This window comes from Vibrio sp. YMD68 (assembly GCF_029958905.1).
GTDB lineage: Bacteria > Pseudomonadota > Gammaproteobacteria > Enterobacterales > Vibrionaceae > Vibrio.
In genome coordinates this window covers 2,508,314-2,532,602 of record NZ_CP124614.1, presented here as the reverse complement: position 1 = coordinate 2,532,602, position 24,289 = coordinate 2,508,314, and the positions used below count along the sequence as shown (strand labels likewise).

Here is a 24,289-nt window from a genome sequence, read left to right as displayed (position 1 = left end):
ATAAGAGGGGGAGCTTAATCGCTCCCCCTTAGTTATAGGTTTTATCAATGATTAAGATTCGTTTTTGGCTTTATCAAGTAGCCGATTAAAGTAATGTCGAAGCGAATAAAGCATGATCAAGCTTGGAATTACCATGACCGCGGTAACGATAAAGAAGGTGGACCAGTCATTGAGGAAGTCAGCGAGTTCGCCACTAAACGAAGCCAACGTGGTTCGCCCAAAGTTTCCGAGTGAAGCCAGTAGGGCGTATTGTGTTGCTGAAAAAGCTTCACCTGTCAGAATGGTCAAGAAAGAGACAAATGCTACCGTTGAAAAAGCGGTCGTGAAGTTATCCACCAGAATGGTCGCTAGGAACAAATGTTCATTCGGGCCAACTTTGGCAATCCATGCAAACATTAAGTTACTTGCCGCCATCGCAATACCACCAATCATCAAGCCACGCACAATGCCGAATTTCACATTAAACATACTTCCAACTAGGGTAAAGAAAATGGTCGCCCCCCACCCGATCAGTTTTGAGTAATGACCAATTTGCTCGTTACTAAATCCGACTTCTTTATAGAAGGTGATCGACATTCGTCCTAGGAACGCTTCACCAATCTTAAAGAGGAACACAAACAGCAATAAAGTAATCGCTACTTGAACGCCATTCCGCTTGAAGAAATCTAAAAATGGTTCAACGACAGTAACCGTAAACCAAGCCGCCACTTTTGAACCAACCACCTCGTTATGGCGTTGTTCCGCCTGTTTCTGCAGAGCTTCTCGTTGAGTGTTGGGCTCTCCCACGAGCAAGGTAAACAGCATTAATACAGCGACAAATCCCGCCATTCCGTAATAAACCCCATTCCATCCCATGCTATCTGCGTTGATAAAAGCAACATAGCCGGGCAAGGAGTAGCCGGTCCACCAGCCAATAACCGCCATAGCAGACGCCTGAGGCAGCTTATTGGATTCAGATTTTGGAAAGGTATCGATACGAAACGCATCAATGGCAATGTCTTGTGTCGCTGACGCCGTTGCAATCCCTAACGCGAGCATTGAAGTGAACATCAGATCATCGGCTGGGTTGACTCCTGCGATAAAAAGCGTGAGCACTAAAACGATCGACTGACAAAGAAAGATCCAACTGCGCCGCTGCCCCAGTACAGCGTGAAGAACAGGCAGTTTGACGCGATCCACTAAAGGAGCCCAAAGAAAGTTAATGGCGTAGACTGCGAAAACACTGCCGAAGTAACCAATAGCAGCACGAGTTAAACCTGCGTCTTTTAACCAGCCTGACATGTTTGAGCCAATCAAAACCCACGGAAAGCCGCTTGAACAACCGAGCATGAATACCCACATGAGTCGTCTGTCGAAATAACTGCGTAAGGTTTCTTGCCAGGTTAGTGACTGGTTATCAAGTGGCATAAACAAATCCTTGTAGAAAAGGCTCTAATGACTAGAGCCTTCTATGATTATTTTAAAAGGGTAACGTTAGTTATTACGATAGGCTCAACGGGAATATCTTGCATGCGACCCATTGTTTTAGTGGGTTTAGTGGCCATAGTTTCGACCACTTCAAATCCTTGAGTAACTTTGCCAAAAACAGCGTAACCAGCTTGTGTTGCACTCATATTTAGGAAGTGATTATCCGTTAGGTTAATGAAGAACTGTCGAGTGGCAGAGTGCGGATCAGACGTTCGCGCCATGGCAATAGTCGCGGTTTTATTTTCAAGACCGTTTGCGGCTTCGTTGCGAATTTGAGCATAGGTATCAAGGCGACCCATATTTTGATCAAAGCCACCACCTTGTGCCATGAAACCAGGAATCACTCGATGGAAAATCGTACCGACATAACTGCCATCTTCAACATACTTCAAAAAGTTGTCGACTGAGATCGGAGCTTGCTCTTGATTTAATTCAACAGTGAATGGACCAAGGTTGGTTTCTATCAGCACTTTTGGTGCAGCAAATACGCTACAGCTAAAAATGACAAGAGAAGCGAATAGAGCGCGAATCATTAAAATCTCTCCTGCATGTAGGTTTTCAGCTCCGCATCATTAGCGACTTCTTTTAATACTAAGTTCATGATGTCATTAAGAACCACTTCAATTTCTTCATTTGAAGCACTTAACATACCAGAGCGAGAGCCATTACCTTTGTAAGTTTTGACCAGTTTTCCTTTGGGTGTTTCAGCCGTGACTTCAATGGTGACGTTACCGTCTATTTCGTTTTCCATGACAGAATGCTTAATCGTCACAAGTGCTTCTTGAATTTCTACTTCAACACGGTTTTCGCTATTTACGGTGTTCTGAAAACCTTGTGATGCAAACTGCTCAGCAAACACATTTTCTAGAGCGATACGGACATTTTGACGAGCGTGAATCGGTTCAATATTAGAGCGTCCACTGTCCACCAGTGCCACATATTGTGCAGAGCGAATATCTTTACTTGTTAAGGTATACGTTGCCCCCTGTACAAAATCGCTGCTACTTAGTGCGGCTTTAGGCGTAAAGTTAATCTGTTCTTGCTGAGGAGCAGAACATGCTGCGAGTAAAGCCACTGAAGCTGCTAGAACCAGTTTTCTCATGGTGTATTCCTTTATTATTTCTCAATTCGAGTTGAATTAACTTTTAATGATAATAGTGAACTATTTAGTTGCTTGTAAAATAACAAATTTTTTATTTGAAGCGATAACCTTTACTTGGGGCTTACTAAACAATCGAGATAACTTACCATCGTAGCCGAGGTGTCGGTTTCCGATAACTATTAATTGACCACCTTTAGCAAGAACATGCTTTGCATCACAGAACATCTGCCAGGCGATATGATCTGTTATCGCTTGTTGTTGGTGAAACGGTGGGTTACATAAGATCAATGATGCTTCTTCCCCTTGATAGTTATCCAGACAATTGTCCGCAATACACTGAATATTGTCGTCGTTATCAAGGTTGTACTTAAGGTTATGGCGTGCAGATTCAACCGCCATATAACTCTCATCGATACTGGTGATTTTAGCTTGAGGATTCAGTCTTGCCGCTGCCACAGAAAGAACCCCATTCCCACAACCTAAATCGATAATGTGTTGATAATTGGGGTCGCTTGGTATGTGTTGCAACATGAATCGGGCACCGAGATCAAGAGCTTCGCCAGAATACACATTCGGCAGGTTCCCGAGAGTCATGCTGTGCCCCTCAACATCCCAGGTAGTCAAAGGCTCTACGTTCTGAATCGGTAAGCAATTAGCGTGAGAATAAACAAGCCGATGCTTCTTCCATGCCAGGGATGTGCTCGTCGAGCCAAGGTGCTTTTCAAAAATCTTTAATGTCGAAGAGTGGATTTCTTTGGCTTTATTCACCGAGATAACGGGAACATCGCTTGAAATGTGTTCCCTTAGTTTAGTCAGTTGCCATGTTAAATAGCGATTATTACGAGGTATTTGAATCAGCACCAAATCAATGTTGCTAGGAAGTGGTTCGGTACTTTTTAATCGCGTTATTTCGGGGCAATGATTGATCTTAAGGTTGTGAGCAATGCCTTGATGAGCAACCCATGAATCACTCATCACAGTTACGTGATGGTCTTGACTAAACCAACATGACAGCGCACCGAAATGATCATTAAGTATGAGTATGTTTTTGCCTTTCGCTAGTGTCATCTCTTCAATGTGGTTGATGAGGTATTCGTCGCCCGCATCCCAAGCCTGAAGTGTTTCATTACTGTGTATAGGAAAGCGAGAAAGCGTTAAAGAGCGTTCATGCAGCGTCAATTCTGTTTTCATAATCAGCATTTTAGTCGTGATATTTCTGGGGCCTATTGTCGCAAATAGGACGCAAACAGGAAACTAAAACCTTTTCCCTACGAGTCTAGAGCGTTACCATATGGCACCGAGTCATTCGACTTATATTATAGTCTCTATCTTCATAGGGTTAAGTCATACCGATGTAAGGAATACCGATGCTTAAAGAATCATTAGAGAAAAAGCTCGCTGAAACATTCAGCCCAGTATTTGCAGAAGTTGTGAATGAAAGCTACATGCACAATGTGCCTAAAGGATCTGAAAGTCATTTCAAAGTGACTATTGTAAGTGAAGATTTTGAAGGTCAGCGTCTGATTACTCGCCATAGAGCAGTAAACGCCCTGTTTGCCGAAGAGCTAAACACTCAAATTCATGCTCTGGCTATTCATACATACAGCCCAAGTGAGTGGGATAAAGAGCATCAATCAAGCCCTGACAGCCCGATGTGCATGGGTGGAAACAAGAAATAGAGCGAAACTCACAATAACCGAGTGATCGAACATCGTTCTTTTTATGTATAAAAAAGAAGGCGAGGTTTAACACTGTGACAACAAATTAACGGGTTTGAAAGGGAGTAACTAAATGTTAACGAATATGAATGGTAAAGCACCTAAAAGGGGGTAGATAGCGTAATTTTTGCTCTTCTATCGCAAGATTAGGAGACATAGATCCCTTTACCATTCAAAACCCGCGAAATAAAATCACTAATCAAGTTATTGGTCATGGAATCGAGTTTCGAAAAAATGTTACACTAATGTACTTAGTAAAGCTCAGCGCAGTTCTGTGATGAGTGTATTAATAGGATGTTGCGATTCTGGTCTTTGGAATGTAGCCAGAACCGGACACATATGTCGTGTCTAAAAGTTACGCAATTATAAGAATCTTTTTCCCGATAAAGTAGTGCAAGTGCGTATGATTACAATAAAAAAGGGTTTGGACCTGCCGATCGCAGGAGCTCCATCCCAGGTGATTAATGATGGTAAAACCATCAGTAAAGTCGCCTTGCTTGGCGAAGAGTATGTTGGCATGCGTCCTACGATGCATGTTCGCGTAGGCGATGAAGTAAAGAAAGCTCAAATTCTTTTTGAAGATAAAAAGAACCCAGGCGTTAAATTTACTTCACCAGCAAGCGGTAAAGTCATCGAAGTTAACCGTGGTGCAAAACGTGTCCTACAATCCGTTGTGATTGAAGTGGCAGGTGATGAACAGGTTACTTTTGATAAGTTTGAAGCCAATCAACTAGCTGGTTTAGGTCGTGAAGCGATCAAAACTCAGTTGGTAGATTCCGGTCTTTGGACAGCTTTACGTACTCGACCGTTTAGCAAGGTTCCAGCAATCAAGTCTACAACTCAGGCTATTTTTGTAACGGCAATGGACACCAACCCATTGGCGGCAAATCCTGAAATTATTATCAATGAGCAGCCAGAAGCGTTCATTGCAGGGCTTGATATTCTTTCAAATCTGACAGATGGCAGCGTGTATGTTTGTAAGGCAGGAACAAGTCTTCCTCGCTCTTCTCAATCAAACGTCGCTGAGCATGTTTTTGATGGACCTCACCCTTCTGGGTTAGTGGGAACTCACATGCATCATCTATTTCCAGTGAATTCTGAAAATGTTGCGTGGAGTATTAACTACCAAGACGTAATTGCGTTTGGTCAGTTATTCCTAACTGGTGAGCTATACACAGATCGTGTTGTTTCTCTCGCTGGTCCAGTGGTGAATAACCCACGCCTTATTCGCACCACTCTTGGTGCTAACGTTCAAGAATTGGCGGATAATGAGCTAATCCCAGGAGAAGTCAGAGTTATTTCTGGCTCTGTACTTTCTGGTACACATGCGACAGGTCCGCACGGGTATTTAGGACGTTACCACGTTCAAGTATCTGCATTGCGTGAAGGTCGAGAAAAGGATCTGTTTGGTTGGGCTATGCCTGGCAAAAATAAATTCTCTGTGACTCGTGCTTTCTTAGGACACCTATTCAAGGGTCAGTTGTTTAATATGACAACAACGACCAATGGTAGTGACCGTTCAATGGTACCTATCGGTAATTATGAAAAAGTATTACCACTTGATATGGAACCGACATTGCTGCTTCGTGACCTTTGTGCAGGCGACATCGATAGCGCTCAGCGCCTTGGTGCACTTGAGCTTGATGAAGAAGATTTAGCATTGTGTAGCTTTGTATGTCCAGGTAAGTACGAGTACGGTCAACTGCTCCGAGAATGCCTAGACAAGATTGAGAAGGAAGGCTAATCCCATGCTTAAGAAGTTTCTTGAAGACATCGAGCATCATTTTGAGCCTGGTGGTAAACATGAGAAATGGTTTGCCTTGTATGAAGCAGCGGCAACTCTGTTCTACACCCCAGGTTTAGTAACAAAGCGTAGCTCGCATGTTCGTGATAGCGTTGATTTAAAACGTATCATGATTATGGTGTGGTTCGCAGTATTCCCAGCAATGTTCTGGGGTATGTATAACGCTGGTGGTCAAGCGATCGCAGCCCTTAACCATATGTATTCTGGCGCAGAGCTTGCGGCAGTCATCAGTGGTAACTGGCACTACTGGCTGACAGAGATGGTTGGCGGCACTATAAGTGCGGAAGCCGGGTGGGGCAGCAAAATGCTCCTTGGTGCAACCTACTTCTTACCAATCTACGCTACGGTCTTCATCGTAGGTGGGTTTTGGGAAGTTCTCTTCTGTATGGTGCGTAAGCATGAAGTTAACGAAGGTTTCTTTGTTACCTCTATTTTATTCGCACTCATCGTTCCACCAACTCTGCCTCTATGGCAAGCAGCACTAGGTATTACTTTTGGTGTTGTTGTCGCTAAAGAGATCTTTGGTGGTACGGGTCGTAACTTCCTTAACCCTGCTTTGGCTGGTCGTGCATTCTTGTTTTTTGCATACCCTGCTCAAATTTCGGGTGATGTTGTTTGGACTGCTGCTGATGGTTTCTCTGGTGCGACGGCTCTTAGCCAATGGGCTCAAGGTGGCGAAGGCGCACTAGTGAACATGGTGACTGGCGACACAATCACTTGGATGGATGCTTTCATTGGTAACATTCCAGGATCGATTGGTGAAGTGTCTACCCTTGCTCTGATGATTGGTGCAGCCATGATCGTTTACATGGGGATTGCCTCATGGAGAATCATTGGCGGTGTTATGATTGGCATGGTCGCTGTGTCAACGTTGTTCAATGTCATCGGTTCTGATACTAACGTCTTATTTAGCATGCCTTGGCACTGGCACCTTGTTTTAGGTGGCTTCGCCTTCGGTATGTTCTTCATGGCAACCGATCCCGTTTCTGCGTCATTTACCGACAACGGTAAGTGGGCATACGGTATTTTGATTGGTGCAATGTGTGTAATGATTAGGGTTGTGAATCCAGCCTACCCAGAGGGTATGATGCTAGCGATTCTATTCGCAAACCTATTTGCACCGTTGTTCGATCATGTTGTTGTTGAGAAGAACATTAAGCGGAGGTTAGCGCGTTATGGCAAGTAATAACGATAGTATTAAAAAGACGCTGTTTGTTGTTATCGCATTAAGCTTAGTATGTTCAATCATTGTATCTGTTGCAGCGGTTGGTTTACGCGACAAGCAACAAGCTAACGCAGTTCTTGATAAGCAGACTAAAATCGTTGAAGTTGCAGGTATTTCTGGTGATGCATCTATCCCTGAACTGTTTGCACAAAACATCGAACCACGATTGGTCGATTTTGCCACTGGCGAATACGTTGATGGTGACGCAGGAGCGTACGACCAACGTAAAGCGGCTAAAGATCCAGAAGTATCAGTTCGACTGACAGCAGAAGATGACAAAGCGAAAATCATTCGTCGTGCTAATACGGGTGTTGTTTACCTAGTAAAAGATGGCAATGACTTTTCTAAAGTTATCATTCCTGTTCACGGTAATGGCCTGTGGTCGATGATGTACGCGTTTGTTGCAATTGAAACCGATGGCAACACGATAGCGGGTGTGACGTACTACGAGCAAGGTGAAACTCCTGGGCTTGGTGGTGAAGTTGAAAACCCAAACTGGCGTGCTCAGTTTACGGGTAAGAAACTTTTCGATGAAAACGATCAGCCAGCTATTCAAGTTGTTAAAGGTGGCGCACCTGCTGGATCTGAACACGGTGTTGATGGTCTTTCTGGTGCAACGTTAACGAGCGTTGGCGTACAAAACACATTTGACTTTTGGTTAGGTGAGAAGGGCTTTGGCCCATTCCTCGCTAAAGTCCGTGATGGAGGCCTAAACTAATGTCTACAGTAAAAGATGTTAAAAAGAGTGTTTTAGCGCCGGTATTGAATAACAACCCAATTGCTCTTCAAGTGCTTGGTGTGTGTTCCGCTCTGGCTGTAACCACTAAACTAGAAACTGCGTTCGTTATGACAATTGCTGTAATGTTTGTTACTGCATTTTCTAACTTCTTTGTTTCTGTTATCCGTAATCATATTCCGAATAGTGTACGTATCATCGTACAAATGGCGATCATCGCTTCTTTAGTTATTGTTGTAGATCAAGTATTAAAAGCTTACCTCTACGATATTTCTAAGCAGCTTTCGGTATTTGTTGGCTTGATCATTACTAACTGTATCGTAATGGGCCGTGCTGAAGCGTTTGCGATGAAATCAGAGCCAATTCCATCATTCATCGATGGTATTGGTAATGGTCTAGGCTACGGTTTTGTCCTACTGACCGTTGCTTTCTTCCGAGAGCTTCTAGGTTCGGGCAAACTATTTGGTATGGAAGTGCTTCCTCTTGTAAGCAACGGTGGTTGGTATCAGCCAAATGGCATGATGCTATTGGCACCTTCTGCATTCTTCCTGATTGGTTTTATGATTTGGGCTATTCGTATCATTCGACCTGATCAAATAGAAGCGAAGGAGTAAGGTAGCTATGGAACATTATATTAGTCTTCTCGTTAAATCGATTTTTGTCGAGAATATGGCGCTTTCTTTTTTCCTAGGGATGTGTACTTTCTTAGCGGTCTCAAAGAAAGTTAAAACCTCTTTTGGTCTTGGTGTCGCAGTTGTTGTCGTACTGACTATCGCCGTTCCTGTAAACAACCTTGTTTACACGAATATTCTTAAAGAGAATGCGTTAGTTGAAGGTGTCGACCTTAGTTTTCTTAACTACATTGCATTCATCGGCGTTATCGCAGCACTTGTACAAATTCTAGAGATGGTTCTGGACCGTTTCTTCCCGCCTTTGTACAACGCGCTTGGTATTTTCCTTCCATTGATTACGGTTAACTGTGCAATCTTTGGTGGTGTATCTTTCATGGTAACTCGTGATTACAACTTTGCTGAATCTGTCGTCTATGGCTTTGGGTCTGGTGTTGGTTGGATGTTGGCAATTGTCGCATTAGCGGGTATTCGTGAGAAGATGAAGTACTCTGATGTGCCTCCAGGCTTACGTGGTTTAGGTATTACCTTTATCAGTGTAGGTTTGATGGCTCTAGGCTTTATGTCTTTCTCTGGTGTTCAACTGTAGGTCGGGTAAACGACACAATTTTTAAGGAATAGTCATGCAAGTTATTATCCTTGGTGTGGTGATGTTTACCCTGATTGTACTAGCTTTGGTTTTAATTATTTTATTTGCCAAATCGAAGCTTGTACCAACAGGTGACGTTACTATCTCCGTAAATGGTGATCCTGAGAAGAGCTTTATTACTTCTCCTGGTGACAAATTACTAAGTGCAATGGCAGGCAGTGGTATCTTTGTATCTTCTGCTTGTGGTGGTGGTGGCTCTTGTGGCCAGTGTCGCGTTAAAGTGAAATCTGGTGGTGGTGACATTCTGCCAACGGAACTTGATCACATCTCTAAAGGTGAAGCCCGTGAAGGCGAGCGTTTAGCGTGTCAGGTTGCTGTTAAAGCAGACATGGACATCGAGCTACCAGAAGAAATCTTCGGTGTTAAAAAGTGGGAATGTGAAGTTCTTTCTAATGATAACGAAGCAACCTTCATCAAAGAGCTAGTACTGAAAATCCCAGAAGGGGAAGAAGTACCGTTCCGTGCTGGTGGTTATATTCAGATTGAAGCTGAGCCGCACCATATTAAGTACGCAGATTTCGATATTCCAGAAGAGTATCGTGGTGACTGGGATAAGTTTAACCTTTTCCGTTACGAGTCTATCGTTAATGAGCATTCAATCCGTGCATACTCAATGGCTTCATACCCAGAAGAGAAAGGCTTGATTAAGCTAAACGTACGTATTGCGACGCCGCCACCGAATAACCCAGACGTAAAACCAGGTGTGATGTCATCATACATTTGGTCACTTAAAGCGGGTGATAAGTGTACTATTTCAGGTCCATTTGGTGAGTTCTTCGCTAAAGATACCGACAATGAAATGGTCTTTATTGGTGGTGGTGCTGGTATGGCGCCAATGCGTTCACATATCTTCGATCAATTGCTGCGTTTAAACTCTAAACGTAAGATGAGCTACTGGTATGGTGCTCGTTCTAAGCGTGAAATGTTCTACATAGAAGATTTCGATAAGCTGCAAGAAGAGAACGATAACTTCGTATGGCACTGTGCTCTTTCTGATCCACTTCCAGAAGATAATTGGGATGGGTACACGGGCTTTATTCATAACGTAATTTATGAAAATTACCTGAAAGATCACGAAGCTCCAGAAGACTGTGAGTACTACATGTGTGGTCCGCCAATGATGAACGCTGCTGTTATCGGTATGCTTAAAGATCTTGGTGTAGAGGATGAAAACATCCTTCTTGATGACTTTGGTGGTTAATCTACCGTAAGTTATTCAATAATGGCTGACTCTTTGAGTCGGCCATTATTTTTAGACCTAAAGAGTTTTATTTTGAGTTTTTAGAGAAAAGCACATGAAAGCATCGAGAGTAACGTTTGCTTTTTTCTATTCACTTTTCGCACTATTTTTATAAACAGGAGTAAACAGGTGAAATATTGGCTTGTTGCGTTAACTTCTTTACTGGTTCTGTCTGGTTGTGACAAACCGGCTGAACAGATCCACATCAGTGGCCCAACAATGGGGACCACATACAACATAAAATACATCAGCTCAGATGAGATACTGAGCTCCTCTGAAATCCAGGTTGAGGTTGATCGCTTACTCGAAGAGGTTAATGATCAAATGTCGACGTACCGAAAGGATTCAGAATTAAGCCGATTCAATCAGTATCAAGGCAATGCACCTTTTGAAGTCTCGTCTGAAACAGCGACAGTGGTACGAGAAGCTATACGCCTTAATCATTTCACTCAAGGTGCGCTTGACGTCACCGTGGGCCCGTTGGTCAACTTATGGGGCTTTGGTCCAGAGGGGCGTCGTGAAGTTGTACCAACCGATGAAGAACTGACTGCTCGTAAATCAATGACAGGAATTGAACATCTCAGCGCGGCTGAAACGTCATTAACTAAAACACTGCCATCTCTTTATGTTGATCTCTCAACGATAGCAAAAGGTTGGGGGGTAGATGTGGTCGCCAATTACATTGAATCCATTGGTGTTAATAACTATATGGTGGAAGTTGGCGGTGAAATGCGTTTGAAAGGCCACAATAGAGAAGGTGTGCGCTGGCGTATTGCGATTGAAAAACCAAGCGTAGAAGAGCGTGCTGTGCAGCTGGTTGTTGAACCAGGAGACATGGCGATCGCGACTTCCGGTGATTACCGAAACTACTTTGAACGTGATGGGGTTCGATATTCACACATTATTAATCCTAAAACGGGTAAACCAATCGATAATAAAGTGGTGTCCGTGACGGTTATCGATGCTTCCTCAATGACTGCAGATGGCCTTGCAACTGGCTTAATGGTGCTAGGAGAGACCATTGGTATGTCGATCGCTGAGGAGAATGATATTCCGGTTTATATGATTGTTAAAACACCATCGGGTTTTGAAGAGTTTACTTCATCGGCATTTCAGTCATACTTAAAGCACAACTAAGCGTAAGTAAACCCATAATTAAATTAACTACAGTGAGCAAGTGACAATGAGTACATTTCTAGTGACCTTTGCCGTATTTTTAGCTGTTATCACAGCAATGGCTGTTGGGTACATTTTTCAACGCAAAGTCGTCAAGGGAAGCTGTGGCGGCCTTGATGCGATGGGTATCGATAAAGTCTGTAACTGCCCAGAGCCGTGTGATGCGAGAAAGAGACGAGAGGAAAAAGCGGCGATTAGAGCTGAGAAGTTGGCTGCTTGGGAAAAAAACCGCATCGCTTAATTCATCTACGCAGGTTCAAAGACAAAGATAAAAACAAAGCCCACGTAAGTGGGCTTAATTTATTGGGTAGTACCTAGCGTCAATCCAAGCTCTATATCAACTCGCGACCTATATCACTAGCGACTAGCTCTGCGAAACGATCTGGTTTCGACCTGCATTCTTGGCCAGATACAATCTGTCGTCTGCGAGCTTTATCTGCTCATTTAGGCTCCCTTTGATGTTAGAAACGCCAATACTCACTGTGATGGAAATATCATGATCCTCGTGGGAAATGGCCGTCGTTTCGATTCGTTGTCGCATATGTTCTAAACGCGATAAGAATTCATCACTAGGCGCATTGGATTGAATGCAGAATTCTTCACCACCGAACCTCACGACAATATCATTTGAGAAGTAGATCTTTAATATGTGAGCGAGTGTCACTAGCGCAGCATCTCCACCATCGTGACCGTAATTGTCGTTCACCTTTTTAAAAAAATCGATGTCGAGCATTGCAATATTTTGATGGACAACTTTCTTATCCAAATGATGGAACAGATAGCGTCGATTCCAAAGCCCTGTTAGAGAATCTTGATTGGCCATTCTATACAGTTTGCTGTTGGCTTCTTTCATATCAAGAACCTGATGAACCCGGCAGAAAAACTCTTCTTGATTGAAAGGTTTGGTAAGGAAATCATTGGCACCCGCTTTGAGATAGCGAGCGGTCATCGTTCTATCATCGCTGCCAGATATACCTAGAATAGCAAGCTGGTTTTTATCATAGTTAATTCGAATATCACGGATCATGGTAATACCGTCTTTGACAGGCATATCATGATCGGTAATGATCAACGTGATTTCAGGGTCCGTTTCCAACATCTCTATGGCTTGCTGGCCATCTTCCGCTTGAATAACGTGAATGTATTGGTGTTCCAGTAACTGACAAATATGTTTGCGTACGACTTTAGAATCATCAACAACCAATGCCTTATGCATTTTATTGTTGGTCAATCGGTTGACCAGTGGCAGCAAGTAAGAAACTGAGGCCATGCTGTCTTTTAAAATGTAGTCCAGCACCCCTTTAGCGAGAACACTTTCACGAATTTCTTCTTGAAACATGGCGGTCAAAACAATGACTTTGTAGTTCTGCTCTAGGACGATATCAATGATTTCTCCGTCTTCCCCATCAGGGAGACAATAATCGAGCACCGCGCAGAGAAAATCATGCCCTTCAGCCAATAACTTTTGAGCGTCCGCAATAGATTCCGCTGAATAAACGTCGTAGCCAGCTTCACTAAGAAGAGAATGCAGATAGTTACGAAAAGCGCGGCTGTCCTCGACCACTAATATTTTGCTGCCCAATGATAACTCCATTTTTTTAACGTCTATTTAATAATAAACGAACAATTGAGAGTCGTTTGAAAATTTTTATCGTGAATGGCTATTTTTAGCGTTAATGACTGTTTTTGAACCTAGCGACTAACCGGCAAATAAATTATACTGTTTTTATGAACAGTGTTTATGATTGTGCATAGAGCCGACTGTTTTGGCCGATTGTTCGTGAGAATAAGAGGGCGTAGATAAGGTGCTATCGATAAGGAGGCGGTGTGGACAAAGAAAACAGGAAAATCATTCACGTCGACATGGACTGTTTTTACGCTGCTGTCGAGATGCGAGACAATCCTCATTATCGGGGGCGCCCTTTAGCCGTTGGCGGCAAAGAGAAGCAACGCGGCGTACTAAGCACCTGTAATTATGAAGCCAGAGCATTTGGTATCCACAGCGCCATGCCGACGGGAAGAGCATTAAAACTGTGTCCGGAATTACTTGTTGTCCCAGGGCGAATGAAGGTCTATAAAGAAGTGTCCGATCAAATCCGGCATATTTTCTCTCGATATACTGAGTTGATTGAACCGTTATCACTCGACGAAGCCTATTTGGATGTTTCGAGCAGCGTTCATTGTCATGGTTCAGCGACGCTCATTGCAGAAGCGATAAGACGAGATATTTGGAACGAGCTACATCTTACCGCTTCCGCAGGTGTGGCGCCCATTAAGTTTTTAGCAAAAGTCGCCTCTGATATAAATAAGCCTAATGGGCAGTACGTGATCCCTCCGGAAAAAGTGCAAGAAGTGGTGGATGGTTTGCCACTTGGTAAGCTCCCTGGTGTAGGGAAGGTGAGTTTGGAAAAACTGAATAAGGCTGGGTTATTCTACTGTCGAGACATAAGGGAATGTGATTATCGTTCGCTGCTTTCTCAATTTGGTCGTTTAGGAGCATCATTGTGGAAGCGAAGCCAAGGCATTGATAATCGAGAGATCATTGTAGAGCGAGAAAGAAAAAGCGTCGGGGTCGAGAGGACATTCAGTCGTAACATCCACTCTTATGAAGAGTGCTGGGCAGTCATCGAAAACCGATTGTTTCCAGAGCTAGAGTTGCGCCTTGAAAAAGCACTCCCAAGTAAACTGATTATTAAGCAAGGGATCAAATTGAAGTTTGCTGACTTTCAACAGACGACTATTGAGCACACTCAACATCAACTTGATCTTAATGACTTCAAGGGTTTACTCAGAGACATTATGAAACGTCAACGTGGTCGTGAAATTCGTCTTCTCGGCTTAAGTGTTCTCCTTAAGCCACAAATAGAGACGAAACAACTCAGCTTTTTCTAGCCGCTTGAACATGGATTAATACCTGGCTAAATGATGAATCCTCTAACTTGCCAAAGCCGGCCATTTTCTTGGCTTTCAATTTGGTAGACAGTGGCGTAGTAATGCCGCACAGCATTCGAGTTAAGGCTTCATCACTTAACGTTTTTTGACTTGCCTGAGTGAATTCGTTTAGCCACTCTGATAACAAATTAGGATCGATTTCATCCGGTTGTTTGTGTGGCAACGTTGCAATGTTACCTTGGCATACAGAGCAATGCCCACAGGTTTCTGGTGCATTGTGATCTGAAAAATACAGCGCTAAACGTTGGCTCAAGCAGGTGTCAGACTCGAAAAAATCAATCATTTCAGCTAATCGATTCGTTTCCGCATTTTCTTTATTTTTGAATAGGTGATTCAGTTTGTCGACGAGTTGCTCTTGCGGACATGAGGTGTCGTTAACCTGATACACATCGGTAATTTGTTTACTTTCGAGTTCAATCCAACCCTGTTCATGGAAGTAGTCAATTGCGCTGATCACTCTTTGACGATCCGCCTGATAGCCTAACCATAAAGCCTCAAAGTCGACTTGGCACCAAGTTCTTGCCTTTGGTGAACAGGCGAAGATCGCAGTAACAAACTGGTATCGCTCTCCTTGAAAGCGTTGCAAAATATCGGTTTTTGTCGAGATAAACTTAAATCGGTACTCAGAAAAATAACTGTACTTAGGGGCAAGCACTCCCTCTAGTTCCAAATAAACGAGCAGTGTTTTTAAAGGCAATTGTCGTATATTCGAATCACGTGAAAAGCGAGTCAGTTGCGTTTCCCACTGTGGTGAGTTTTGATAGATTTCATCAACGACGTATTCAATCGAAGCTCGATCGGGGGTATCGCCATAAACGAAGTTTTGCAGTGTGTTGAGCCCATCTTTATTGCCAAGCAGCAAACACTCAGACGGATGACCATCTCGGCCTGCACGACCTATTTCCTGCGCATAGTTCTCTATGGATTTGGGAAGGTCAAAGTGAATGACTCGGCGAATGTCTGATTTATCCACCCCCATACCAAAAGCAATGGTTGCGACAATGCAATGGACTTCACCAGACATAAACTGCTGCTGAATATACTCACGTTTTTCACTCTCTAGCCCTGCATGGTAAGCCAAAGCTGAAATACCCGTTTGCTGCAATTGCTGAGCAAGGTACTCGGCACTGTATTGAAGCGTGACATAAACAATGGTCGGAGAAACCGGCGCAGCTTGAATGATCGTATTGAGCTGAGTGAGTTTGTCGTGTTGTTCACAGGGTAGAATATTCAAATTGAGATTATTTCGGTAAAACCCTGTAATGACGGTATTGTCTTGAGAAATCTCAAATTTACGTTGCATGTCTTTCACAACATCCGTGGTGGCGGTTGCGGTTAGCAGCAGGGTTTGTGGGATATTGAGCACTTTCTGGTAATGAGGGATCTTTAGATAGTCAGGTCGAAAATTATGCCCCCATTCGGAAATACAGTGGGCTTCATCAATGACGAGCAAAGAGATAGGAACTTGAGAGATAAACTGACGAAAACGTTCGTTCTTGAGTCGCTCTACAGAAATCATCAGTATCTTCAGTTTCCCGCTACGTGCATCCGTCATCACTTGCTGAGTCTGCTGCTTGTCTTGGCTGGAATCAATGGAAGCCGCTGCAATGCCATGGCGGTGAAGAAAGCTGAGCTGATCTTTCATCAAGGCGAGGAGCGGAGATATCACCAGAGTTAGATGGGGCAGGTGCAGTGCGGGTAGTTGGTAACATAAAGATTTTCCTGCGCCCGTGGGGAAAATAGCGGCACATGATTGTCCTGAAAGCACGGCATCAATCACCAACTTCTGACCGCTTCTTAACGTATCAAACCCAAATGTTTGTTTTAATGACTGCTCAATCATGTCTGACCCTAATTCCTATAAAAGCTTGCGCTCGATTCTACCTGATTCTATTCTGTTGCTCCTTGCTAAATTGATTGTTTCGGTATGAACAAATTAGAGCTAAAACAAATAATCCTCATTTCACTCAATGAAAAGTGGGAAATCGCTAAATCAGCGACTCAGCGTGCGATTGATGCCGCGACGGACGAAGAAACAGTCCCAGAGCATAAATATGACACACTCGCGTTAGAGGCTTCTTATTTGGCTCATGGTCAGGCGCTACGGGTTCAAGAGTGTGAAAAAGAGATACAACAGTTCGAATCCATGATCATTCATGATTCAAAAGATGAGAAGGTCGCTTTAGGTTCGTGTGTCACCTTGTTATGCGATGATGAGAAGACCAAGCATTTATTTATGGGGCCGTGTTCTGGTGGTGTGACGGTAAAATGGCAAGAGCATATCGTGTCGGTCATTACGCCTCTCGCTCCATTAGGCAAAGCGATGTTGGGGAAAGAGCTGGGTGATGAAGTGGAACTCAAGGTCGGCGATTCAGTCTATGATTATGAGATTATTGATATTCACTAGAGATTACTGCTAATTAGAGATTGGCATTAATTAGTGATTGGTATTAAGAGCTTCAACGTTGAAGAAGAGATATAAATGGATAACAGGATGAATAATAAAATGAAAAAAGGTCTACTGTTTCTTTCCTTATTGATGAGTCAAGCAGTGATGAGCCAAGCTGCGTGGGCTGGGCAATGTAAGGTGAATTTGAACAATGAAATCCATTTAAACGATGCTCAGTTTGAAGTTGTGAAAGAGAATGGTGATAGCGCTGTTGTTGATGAAAACAATGATTTATTCATTCTAGGAGATAAGGTCCCTCTTAACCCAGAACAGCAGGCCGCCCTGAAAAAGTACCGTGAAGAGATCAGCAGTTACCTACCTAAAGCAAAACAAGTCGCCAGTGATAGCGTGGCACTAGTGAATGATATTGTTGATGATATTGCCGAAAGCATGGATTCCCCTGAAGCCTTCGAAGAGGTAAAAGCCTCGGTCAGTGCGTTTTTAGCCGACGTTGAAGCTCGTTACTATAAAGATGGAGATTTAGTGCTACCGGCGGATAGCTTTGACTCGATGACGCAGTCGTGGAGTGACGATTTTGAAAAGGCAAAAGAGATCTTCAATCAAGAATTTATCTCAAGCGCGTTTAATGCCATGAGTGAAAAAATGCAAAATGATGGTGGGCTGAACTTAACTGAGCTTGCAGATAGTCTTGCTGAAATTAAAATCAAAGTAGAGCAGCGATTAAAAGAGCACAATCAAGAGGTGCAAAAACAGGCGGAAGAGCTTTGTGAATCGTTAGATGATATGGCAGGGCAAGAACAACAATTGCACCTGAAGATTCCTGAACTAAAAGATTATCAAGTCTTCACTATTTAAATGAGAGACTCTGTTGAGTTGAGTTGAGTTGAGTTGAGTAGTGAGTTTCAATGATTGAATGACTACGGAAAGCGCCTATCGAATAGGCGTTTTTTTATTTAACAAGCAGACCTATTTAAAGGGCAGAGTACTTAAAGAACGGATTACTTAAAGAACGGATTACTTAAAGAACGAATTGCTTAAAGAACGGATTGCTTAACGGACTGAGTGTTTTCTACAAAAGGAAACAGTTCATGTTTAGCCGTACCGGCACTAGTTTCAGCGCCACCACTACTTTCAGTACCAGTATTAGAATCAACATCAGATTATCGGTTGTTTTGGCCTTTTAATGGAACCTCTCACTAATGTACGCCTATTTTTACAGTTTGAACTACTGCAAATGGGCGTACATTTGTATAATTATTGCTCTTCGGCATTGTTTTGTTATTCATTTATCAATATCGTACTAGCACACTAGTTTAATGATGCGTTGGTAGAAGTTTTATGTCTGGGCAAAGTTCGTCACAACGAGAGCATTTTAGTTCTCGAATTGGATTCATTCTCGCGGCCGCAGGTGCCGCTGTTGGGCTTGGTAACATTTGGGGCTTCCCAACTCAAGTGGCGAGTAATGGTGGCGGAGCCTTCTTACTGGTTTATTTATTGATGATTTTGGTTGTTGCTTTTCCAATGCTAGTAGTAGAACTGGCGATTGGTCGAGCGGGACAAGCTAACCCTGTTGACAGTATGCGTTCACTGACGGATAACTCATTGGCCAAGAAGCTTGGCAGCAGTATTGGTTGGTTGGGATTAACCGTTCCCTGTGCGGTACTTGCTTTCTACAGTGTAGTCGGTGGCTGGTTAATCAGTTTTCTTATTGGCGCTATCACTGATCTATTGGGAATGGAAGCAACGACGGCTTGGTTCAAAGGGTTTAGCGTTGAACGAAATCTCTTTGGCACCCTTGTTTTTTATGTGTTAACGATTTTAATTGTTCAAGGCGGTGTAAAGCAGGGGATTGAAAAGTGGTCTCGACGCTTAATGCCTGCATTGCTGGTTCTTTTTGCACTTTTGTTTGTCTATATCATGATGCAATCAGGAGCAATTGAAGGCTTGAAGCACTACCTGGTTCCTGATTTTGAAAAAGTCTTAGATAGAAAACTGATTCTAGCGGCAATGGGGCAGGGCTTCTTTTCTTTAACCATTGGTGGTTGTTCAATGCTGATTTATGGCTCGTATTTAAGTAAGAAAGAGAATTTACCTAAAATGGCCATGAATGTAACTTTGGTTGATACTGGAGTCGCCTTTATTGCTGGGTTAGTGGTGATGCCAGCGATGTTTGTCGCTATGCAGAAAGGAGTGCAGATTTACGCTGAAGATGGTTCATTGCTTAACTCCGACACCCTTGTTTTTACCGTACTCCCACTGATGTTTGATAGCTTAGGTTTATTGGGCCAGTTATTTGCTGTTGTCTTCTTCTTACTACTCACTATTGCCGCGCTCACATCTTCTATCTCTATGCTGGAATGTCCAGTTGCTTTGGTGGGAGAGCGTTTCAAAACATCTCGTGCGCCAACGAGCTGGGTACTTGGTGGACTTATTGCTCTCGTGAGTGTGGTTATTGTCTATAATTTCGCTGAACTGTTTGGGCTGGTGGCAATGGTCGCAACGCAATATCTACAACCATTTGCTGCTTTATTGTTCTGTCTATTTGGTGGTTGGGTATGGAGTAGAAATGGCAAAATCAAAGAGATTGAGCAAGGCTGCCCTGAATTTACACAAGGTTGGTTTGGAAAACTGTGGCCCGCTTATATCAAGTTTGTTTGCCCAGTATTAGTGGCTACCGTTATTTGGGCTTCTTTTGGCTAATGTGTTGAAGGATTCGAGTGCATCGACGATGTAAGGTCACCGAGCCTGAACATAAAAAGCCGAGTCATCATCTGACTCGGCTTTTTATTTCAGGTAAGGCAGTGGAACTGATTACGATTTTTCTGGGATAGCTTCCAATAGCGCGACCATTTGCTGCCAATATAGAGCAACCGTATCGATTTTTACTTTCTCATCGGGAGAGTGAGGGAATTTGATCGTTGGACCAAAAGAGACCATATCCATCTCTGGGTAAGGTTCTTTAAATAACCCACATTCTAAACCGGCGTGAATAACCATAATATTGGGCTTATGGCCGTAGATACCTTCGTACATATCTCTGAAAATGACCATGATTTCTGAGTCAGCGTCTGGCTTCCAGCCCGGGTATGCGCCAGAGAATGCCATGCTTGCACCTGCCAACTCCGCAACAGACGCCAGCATTCCTTCAACTTGAGTTCGACCAGAATCAATCAAAGAACGAACCAAACATAACACCGTGATAGTGCTCTCTTCGGTGGTGACTACGCCAACGTTGAGTGAGGTTTCAACCACTCCGTCAATGTCATCACTCATACGGATCACGCCGTTAGGGCAAGCATTGAGCGCAGCAATGAAACGTTGTTGATCAGCCGTCGCGATAACTTGCTCAGTCGAAGAGTAAGCTTCGTTGATTGAAGTGATGTCCGTTTCAACGTTGCCAAGTTCGTCTTTTAGCATGGAAGTGTAGAAACTGAATAGCTCGTCTAGCTTTGTTTGGTTATCCGCTGGGATCGCGACGGTGATCGTGGCTTCGCGAGGAATAGCATTGCGAAGGCTACCGCCAGTGAAACCAATTAATCGTAGGTCCAGTTCTTGAGCATGCCCGGCAAGAAAACGAGCAATGAGTTTATTGGCATTGCCACGGCCAGTATGAATATCGCAGCCGGAGTGACCACCCTTTAGACCTTTTAACGCCAATTTATGAGTAACATATCCGGTTGGGATCGCTTCGCGCTGAATATTAAACGTCATTGAACCATCAATACCTCCAGCACATCCCATATAGACTTCGCCTTCCTGTTCTGAATCAGTGTTGAGAAGAATGTCACCTTCTAACCAACCCGCTTCTAAACCAAAAGCACCCGTCATTCCTGCTTCTTCATCGACAGTCAGTAAGACCTCTAGTGGGCCGTGTTTAAGCTCGCTTGAAGCTAGAACCGCCAGACACGATGCCATACCAATGCCATTATCGGCACCTAATGTCGTCCCTTTTGCTGTGACCCACTCGCCATCAATGTATGGCTGAATAGGATCCTTGGCGAAGTCGTGCACGGTATCTTCATTTTTTTGTGGCACCATATCAATATGAGCCTGGAGAACAACACCTTTTCTGTTTTCCATTCCTGGTGTGGCTGGTTTTTTGATAAAGACATTCCCCGTCGGATCTCTGCGAACATCAAGACCTTCTGCTTTTGCCCAGCTAATGATGTATTGAGCCAGCTCTTCTTCATGCTTAGAAGGGTGGGGAATAGAACAGATTTTATCGAAAAACTGCCAAATTGAAGCGGGTGATAAACGACTAATTTCAGAATGAAACTCAGGCATGGTTAACTCCTTTATGTTGTTTTGTTGAGATTTATATAGGGTTTAATGCAAGGAAGTAGACTGTTTGACTATCTATTGCCCTGCTTAAAATCTCGTGTACTCAGCATACCATTACCTTAGGTCAGCGAGTAGCCTAAGTGACCAACAGCCTTAATGGATTATGGAATTGGCGGGTGCTATTGGGTTGTTAAGTGAAACAACATCCCTATCTTTCAGCTGTCATTCAGTTTGAATAGTGTTTTTTTTGTAATTTAATTACACAATTTGAGTCTGTTATGGGTTTTTTTGTGATTTGCATCACTTTGTTGTTGTAATTAAATTTCTTGGTGGTATATTAATACTCAACTTCAGAAAGAAGAAAAAATGCTCAAAGGATGAGTCCGTTAATCGCCTCCATGGAACTGAGAATCAAATGGTATTTAATTGATTTTAAGGTGATAGTTATGAAAAGTTTACCAACTACAACGTTCTGGACTAACAGCAATGTTTACACTAGCGACTTTGTATACCCAATCAGTTTTGGTTATTAATCACCAAAACTATGAGTAGCCACTAACGGGATACTCGACACGTTTTACCCCTATATATTGGAATTTTTTTACAGCTTAATGGCTGAGATGATTCAACCGCCACTCAATTTGAGTGGCGTTTTTTTATCTGAGCAATAGTCACGGGCTTAGGTTTAATCGATAACGCTGGGTTTTAATATTTAGAACATTTCTTTAACCTCTATGCCATCATAATCAATCCCTTCCTTTTGTTTTTTCCTCAAAATACTTTGAAAGTTTAGAACATGGTCTAAAAAATCACCATTGCCAATATTTTACTCTATTTACTTAAGTGTTTTATTTTTAAGGTTTTTACTCTTGTTCTATTGGCGTTGGTTGTTGCTCAATGACCATGCCGATACGTAAATATTCATTAGAGTCATAATTCTATCTGGAATTTGTTATTTGATAACTCTATAATTTACGCCAATCGATTACGCAACCGTTTACTTTTTACCCTTATAGGACCCGATCATGCTCGAAAGGCTATTTAAACTCAGTGAACACGGTACGAACGTGAAGACTGAGATCATTGCAGGTGTTACGACATTCCTAACGATGGCTTACATTATTTTTGTTAACCCAGCAATGCTCGCTGATGCAGGGATGGATCATGGCGCCGTATTTGTCGCGACATGTCTTGCCGCAGCTATTGGCTGTTTCATTATGGGCTTTGTAGCGAATTACCCAATTGCCCAAGCGCCTGGCATGGGACTAAATGCCTTCTTTACCTACGCGGTTGTTCTAGGTATGGGCTACACATGGCAAGTCGCTCTTGCTGCGGTTTTTGTGTCAGGTGTTTTATTTATTCTTTTAAGCATCTTCAAGATCCGTGAATGGATTATCAATTCCATTCCTATGTCATTACGAACCGGTATTTCTGCTGGTATCGGTCTGTTTCTAGCGTTAATTGGTTTGAAAAACGCAGGCATCGTCGTTGATAACCCAGCGACACTTGTTTCAATGGGTGATATCACATCTCTATCAGCGGTGTTAGCCGCCATCGGCTTCTTCCTAACGATTTCATTGGTTCACCGCGGTCTTAAAGGCGCGGTAATGATAGCGATTCTAGTGGTTACAGCGCTAGGTTTAGTGTTTGGTGATGTTCAATGGGGAGGCATTATGTCTGCACCACCGAGCATTGCTCCAACCTTTATGCAGCTTGATTTCTCAGCGGTATTTGAAGTGGGTATGATTTCAGTTGTATTTGCGTTCCTATTTGTTGATCTGTTTGATACCGCAGGTACGCTGGTTGGCGTTGCTCAAAAGGCTGACTTAATCGATAAAGAGGGGAAAATCCCTCGTTTGAATCGTGCTCTTCTAGCGGATTCAACAGCAACCTCTGTCGGTGCTTTGCTTGGTACCTCAAATACCACTTCTTATATTGAAAGTGTGGCTGGCGTTTCAGCCGGTGGCCGTACCGGATTAACTGCGGTTGTAGTTGGCATTTTATTCATTCTTGCATTATTCTTCTCGCCACTTGCTGGTATGATCCCGGCGTATGCAACAACTGGTGCGTTATTTTATGTTGCGATATTAATGCTTTCAGGTTTAGTGAGCATTGATTGGCGTGACTTGACAGAAGCGGCACCCGTAGTTGTGACTTGCTTGTTGATGCCACTCACCTTCTCTATTGCTGAAGGAATCGCGCTAGGTTTTATTAGCTATGCAGCGATTAAAGCATTGAGTGGTAAGGGTCGCGACGTTTCTCTAAGTGTTTGGGTAATGTCGGCCATTTTTATCATTAAGTACATCGTAGAATAACAACATTCATATTTTAAAATTATTAGGTTTATACAATGAGCAATAAATTCGTTATCACTTGGGACAACATGCAAACTTACTGCCGTCAATTAGCTGAAAAGCAAATGCCAGCAGAACAATGGAAAGGTATCCTAGGTGTTAGCCGCGGCGGGCTTGTTCCTGCTGCTATCTTAGCTCGTGAACTTGGTATTCGATATGTAGATACTATCTGTATCTCTAGCTACGATCATGACCATCAACATGATATGACCGTAGTAAAAGCACCCGAAGGTGACGGCGAAGGTTTTCTTATAGTAGAAGACTTAGTCGATAGCGGTGACACGGCACGTAAGCTGCGTGAAATGTATCCAAAAGCGAAGCTTATTGCGGTATGTGCTAAGCCTTCAGGTTCAGACCTACTTGATGACTACATCGTTGATATTCCACAAGATACGTGGATTGAACAGCCATGGGATACAGCTATTCAATATGCTGAACCTATTAACCGCAAGCAAAAATAATTGCTTATTAGCGGAAATCATGAAAAATGACCCTGTTGTGGGTCATTTTTTTTTGCCCTTCTTGTAAAGCGGCGTACTAGGGAAT

At 43.1% G+C, this 24,289-nt stretch carries 22 protein-coding genes; 15 read left to right on the top strand and 7 right to left on the bottom strand.

What is annotated here, in order from left to right; genetic code table 11:
- Window positions 1–51: 51 nt before the first annotated feature.
- From QF117_RS17525 to QF117_RS17510, 4 genes are read right to left on the bottom strand one after another with little or no spacing between them, the layout of a single operon-like run.
- Entirely contained in the window at window positions 52–1,407 is a 1,356-nt protein-coding gene (locus QF117_RS17525) for an MFS transporter (protein ID WP_282387228.1), read from the bottom strand.
- A gap of 47 nt (window positions 1,408–1,454) precedes the next feature.
- Entirely contained in the window at window positions 1,455–2,000 is a 546-nt protein-coding gene (locus QF117_RS17520) for a peptidylprolyl isomerase (RefSeq protein WP_282387227.1), read from the bottom strand.
- Window positions 2,000–2,569, bottom strand: coding sequence for a YajG family lipoprotein (locus QF117_RS17515; protein ID WP_282387225.1), 570 nt, complete (start codon window positions 2,567–2,569; stop codon window positions 2,000–2,002). Before QF117_RS17515 ends, QF117_RS17520 begins: the two co-directional genes overlap by 1 nt.
- Before the next feature lie 60 nt (window positions 2,570–2,629).
- Entirely contained in the window at window positions 2,630–3,760 is a 1,131-nt protein-coding gene (locus QF117_RS17510; protein ID WP_282387224.1) for a methyltransferase, read from the bottom strand.
- Window positions 3,761–3,936: 176 nt separating this feature from the next.
- Here QF117_RS17510 and QF117_RS17505 point away from each other — a divergent pair, with 176 nt between their 5' ends.
- The 9 genes from QF117_RS17505 (at window position 3,937) to nqrM (ending at window position 11,987) form a co-directional block, all read left to right on the top strand.
- Window positions 3,937–4,248: a BolA/IbaG family iron-sulfur metabolism protein gene (locus tag QF117_RS17505; RefSeq protein WP_017035031.1), complete on the top strand. Its 312-nt coding sequence runs from the start codon at window positions 3,937–3,939 to the stop codon at window positions 4,246–4,248.
- A 442-nt stretch (window positions 4,249–4,690) separates the two neighbouring features.
- Window positions 4,691–6,031, top strand: a complete 1,341-nt coding sequence (locus tag QF117_RS17500; protein ID WP_282387223.1) for a Na(+)-translocating NADH-quinone reductase subunit A — start codon at window positions 4,691–4,693, stop codon at window positions 6,029–6,031.
- Window positions 6,032–6,035: 4 nt separating this feature from the next.
- Complete coding sequence (locus QF117_RS17495) at window positions 6,036–7,277, top strand: NADH:ubiquinone reductase (Na(+)-transporting) subunit B (protein ID WP_017035033.1); 1,242 nt, start codon at window positions 6,036–6,038, stop codon at window positions 7,275–7,277.
- A complete protein-coding gene (locus QF117_RS17490) occupies window positions 7,267–8,034 on the top strand; it encodes a Na(+)-translocating NADH-quinone reductase subunit C (protein WP_282387222.1) in 768 nt (255 codons plus the stop codon). The genes QF117_RS17495 and QF117_RS17490 overlap by 11 nt, the downstream gene beginning before the upstream one ends.
- Complete coding sequence (locus tag QF117_RS17485; protein ID WP_017035035.1) at window positions 8,034–8,666, top strand: NADH:ubiquinone reductase (Na(+)-transporting) subunit D; 633 nt, start codon at window positions 8,034–8,036, stop codon at window positions 8,664–8,666. The genes QF117_RS17490 and QF117_RS17485 overlap by 1 nt, the downstream gene beginning before the upstream one ends.
- Before the next feature lie 7 nt (window positions 8,667–8,673).
- Entirely contained in the window at window positions 8,674–9,270 is a 597-nt protein-coding gene (gene nqrE, locus QF117_RS17480; protein ID WP_017035036.1) for an NADH:ubiquinone reductase (Na(+)-transporting) subunit E, read from the top strand.
- A gap of 34 nt (window positions 9,271–9,304) precedes the next feature.
- Window positions 9,305–10,531 carry an NADH:ubiquinone reductase (Na(+)-transporting) subunit F gene (gene nqrF, locus QF117_RS17475; protein WP_282387219.1) on the top strand — a complete coding sequence of 409 codons (1,227 nt, stop codon included), beginning with the start codon at window positions 9,305–9,307 and terminating at the stop codon, window positions 10,529–10,531.
- A 168-nt stretch (window positions 10,532–10,699) separates the two neighbouring features.
- A complete protein-coding gene (locus QF117_RS17470) occupies window positions 10,700–11,707 on the top strand; it encodes an FAD:protein FMN transferase (protein ID WP_282387218.1) in 1,008 nt (335 codons plus the stop codon).
- A 46-nt stretch (window positions 11,708–11,753) separates the two neighbouring features.
- Complete coding sequence (gene nqrM / locus QF117_RS17465) at window positions 11,754–11,987, top strand: (Na+)-NQR maturation NqrM (protein ID WP_282387217.1); 234 nt, start codon at window positions 11,754–11,756, stop codon at window positions 11,985–11,987.
- 123 nt (window positions 11,988–12,110) lie between these two features.
- Here nqrM and QF117_RS17460 read toward each other — a convergent pair whose 3' ends face one another.
- Window positions 12,111–13,328, bottom strand: a complete 1,218-nt coding sequence (locus tag QF117_RS17460) for a diguanylate cyclase (RefSeq protein ID WP_282387216.1) — start codon at window positions 13,326–13,328, stop codon at window positions 12,111–12,113.
- Window positions 13,329–13,573: 245 nt separating this feature from the next.
- Here QF117_RS17460 and dinB point away from each other — a divergent pair, with 245 nt between their 5' ends.
- The gene (gene dinB, locus QF117_RS17455; RefSeq protein ID WP_282387214.1) at window positions 13,574–14,638 is read left to right on the top strand and encodes a DNA polymerase IV; all 1,065 of its coding nucleotides are present in this window, start codon (window positions 13,574–13,576) and stop codon (window positions 14,636–14,638) included.
- On the opposite strand, the gene QF117_RS17450 is transcribed toward dinB, so the two are convergent.
- A complete protein-coding gene (locus QF117_RS17450) occupies window positions 14,625–16,541 on the bottom strand; it encodes a RecQ family ATP-dependent DNA helicase (protein WP_282387212.1) in 1,917 nt (638 codons plus the stop codon). The two genes, dinB and QF117_RS17450, sit on opposite strands and share 14 nt — an antisense overlap.
- An 84-nt stretch (window positions 16,542–16,625) precedes the next feature.
- Here QF117_RS17450 and QF117_RS17445 point away from each other — a divergent pair, with 84 nt between their 5' ends.
- From QF117_RS17445 to QF117_RS17435, 3 genes are all read left to right on the top strand, one after another.
- Window positions 16,626–17,105, top strand: a complete 480-nt coding sequence (locus tag QF117_RS17445; RefSeq protein ID WP_282387210.1) for a GreA/GreB family elongation factor — start codon at window positions 16,626–16,628, stop codon at window positions 17,103–17,105.
- Between the two features lie 87 nt (window positions 17,106–17,192).
- Entirely contained in the window at window positions 17,193–17,963 is a 771-nt protein-coding gene (locus tag QF117_RS17440) for a YggN family protein (RefSeq protein WP_282387209.1), read from the top strand.
- 483 nt (window positions 17,964–18,446) lie between these two features.
- A complete protein-coding gene (locus tag QF117_RS17435; protein ID WP_282387208.1) occupies window positions 18,447–19,808 on the top strand; it encodes a sodium-dependent transporter in 1,362 nt (453 codons plus the stop codon).
- A gap of 111 nt (window positions 19,809–19,919) precedes the next feature.
- Here the strand turns inward: QF117_RS17435 and QF117_RS17430 are convergent, their stop codons facing one another.
- A complete protein-coding gene (locus tag QF117_RS17430) occupies window positions 19,920–21,392 on the bottom strand; it encodes an aminoacyl-histidine dipeptidase (protein ID WP_282387207.1) in 1,473 nt (490 codons plus the stop codon).
- A 1,022-nt stretch (window positions 21,393–22,414) separates the two neighbouring features.
- On the opposite strand from QF117_RS17430, the gene QF117_RS17425 reads away from it, so the two are divergent.
- The gene (locus tag QF117_RS17425) at window positions 22,415–23,704 is read left to right on the top strand and encodes an NCS2 family permease (protein ID WP_282387206.1); all 1,290 of its coding nucleotides are present in this window, start codon (window positions 22,415–22,417) and stop codon (window positions 23,702–23,704) included.
- Between the two features lie 35 nt (window positions 23,705–23,739).
- On the top strand, window positions 23,740–24,204 hold the full coding sequence (tet(34), locus tag QF117_RS17420) for an oxytetracycline resistance phosphoribosyltransferase domain-containing protein Tet(34) (RefSeq protein ID WP_017035048.1): 465 nt from the start codon (window positions 23,740–23,742) through the stop codon (window positions 24,202–24,204).
- Window positions 24,205–24,289: the final 85 nt, after the last annotated feature.

Excerpts from the sequence above, each read along its gene's own strand:
- QF117_RS17430 (WP_282387207.1), bottom strand. The coding sequence starts at position 21,392 with ATGCCTGAGTTTCATTCTGAAATTAGTCGTTTATCACCCGCTTCAATT.
- nqrF (WP_282387219.1), top strand. The coding sequence starts at position 9,305 with ATGCAAGTTATTATCCTTGGTGTGGTGATGTTTACCCTGATTGTACTA.
- QF117_RS17425 (WP_282387206.1), top strand. The coding sequence starts at position 22,415 with ATGCTCGAAAGGCTATTTAAACTCAGTGAACACGGTACGAACGTGAAG.
- QF117_RS17435 (WP_282387208.1), top strand. The coding sequence starts at position 18,447 with ATGTCTGGGCAAAGTTCGTCACAACGAGAGCATTTTAGTTCTCGAATT.
- QF117_RS17525 (WP_282387228.1), bottom strand. The coding sequence starts at position 1,407 with ATGCCACTTGATAACCAGTCACTAACCTGGCAAGAAACCTTACGCAGT.
- QF117_RS17520 (WP_282387227.1), bottom strand. The coding sequence starts at position 2,000 with ATGATTCGCGCTCTATTCGCTTCTCTTGTCATTTTTAGCTGTAGCGTA.
- QF117_RS17515 (WP_282387225.1), bottom strand. The coding sequence starts at position 2,569 with ATGAGAAAACTGGTTCTAGCAGCTTCAGTGGCTTTACTCGCAGCATGT.
- QF117_RS17510 (WP_282387224.1), bottom strand. The coding sequence starts at position 3,760 with ATGAAAACAGAATTGACGCTGCATGAACGCTCTTTAACGCTTTCTCGC.
- QF117_RS17450 (WP_282387212.1), bottom strand. The coding sequence starts at position 16,541 with ATGATTGAGCAGTCATTAAAACAAACATTTGGGTTTGATACGTTAAGA.
- nqrE (WP_017035036.1), top strand. The coding sequence starts at position 8,674 with ATGGAACATTATATTAGTCTTCTCGTTAAATCGATTTTTGTCGAGAAT.
- QF117_RS17440 (WP_282387209.1), top strand. The coding sequence starts at position 17,193 with ATGAATAATAAAATGAAAAAAGGTCTACTGTTTCTTTCCTTATTGATG.
- QF117_RS17445 (WP_282387210.1), top strand. The coding sequence starts at position 16,626 with ATGAACAAATTAGAGCTAAAACAAATAATCCTCATTTCACTCAATGAA.
- QF117_RS17495 (WP_017035033.1), top strand. The coding sequence starts at position 6,036 with ATGCTTAAGAAGTTTCTTGAAGACATCGAGCATCATTTTGAGCCTGGT.
- QF117_RS17490 (WP_282387222.1), top strand. The coding sequence starts at position 7,267 with ATGGCAAGTAATAACGATAGTATTAAAAAGACGCTGTTTGTTGTTATC.
- QF117_RS17485 (WP_017035035.1), top strand. The coding sequence starts at position 8,034 with ATGTCTACAGTAAAAGATGTTAAAAAGAGTGTTTTAGCGCCGGTATTG.
- QF117_RS17505 (WP_017035031.1), top strand. The coding sequence starts at position 3,937 with ATGCTTAAAGAATCATTAGAGAAAAAGCTCGCTGAAACATTCAGCCCA.
- nqrM (WP_282387217.1), top strand. The coding sequence starts at position 11,754 with ATGAGTACATTTCTAGTGACCTTTGCCGTATTTTTAGCTGTTATCACA.
- QF117_RS17500 (WP_282387223.1), top strand. The coding sequence starts at position 4,691 with ATGATTACAATAAAAAAGGGTTTGGACCTGCCGATCGCAGGAGCTCCA.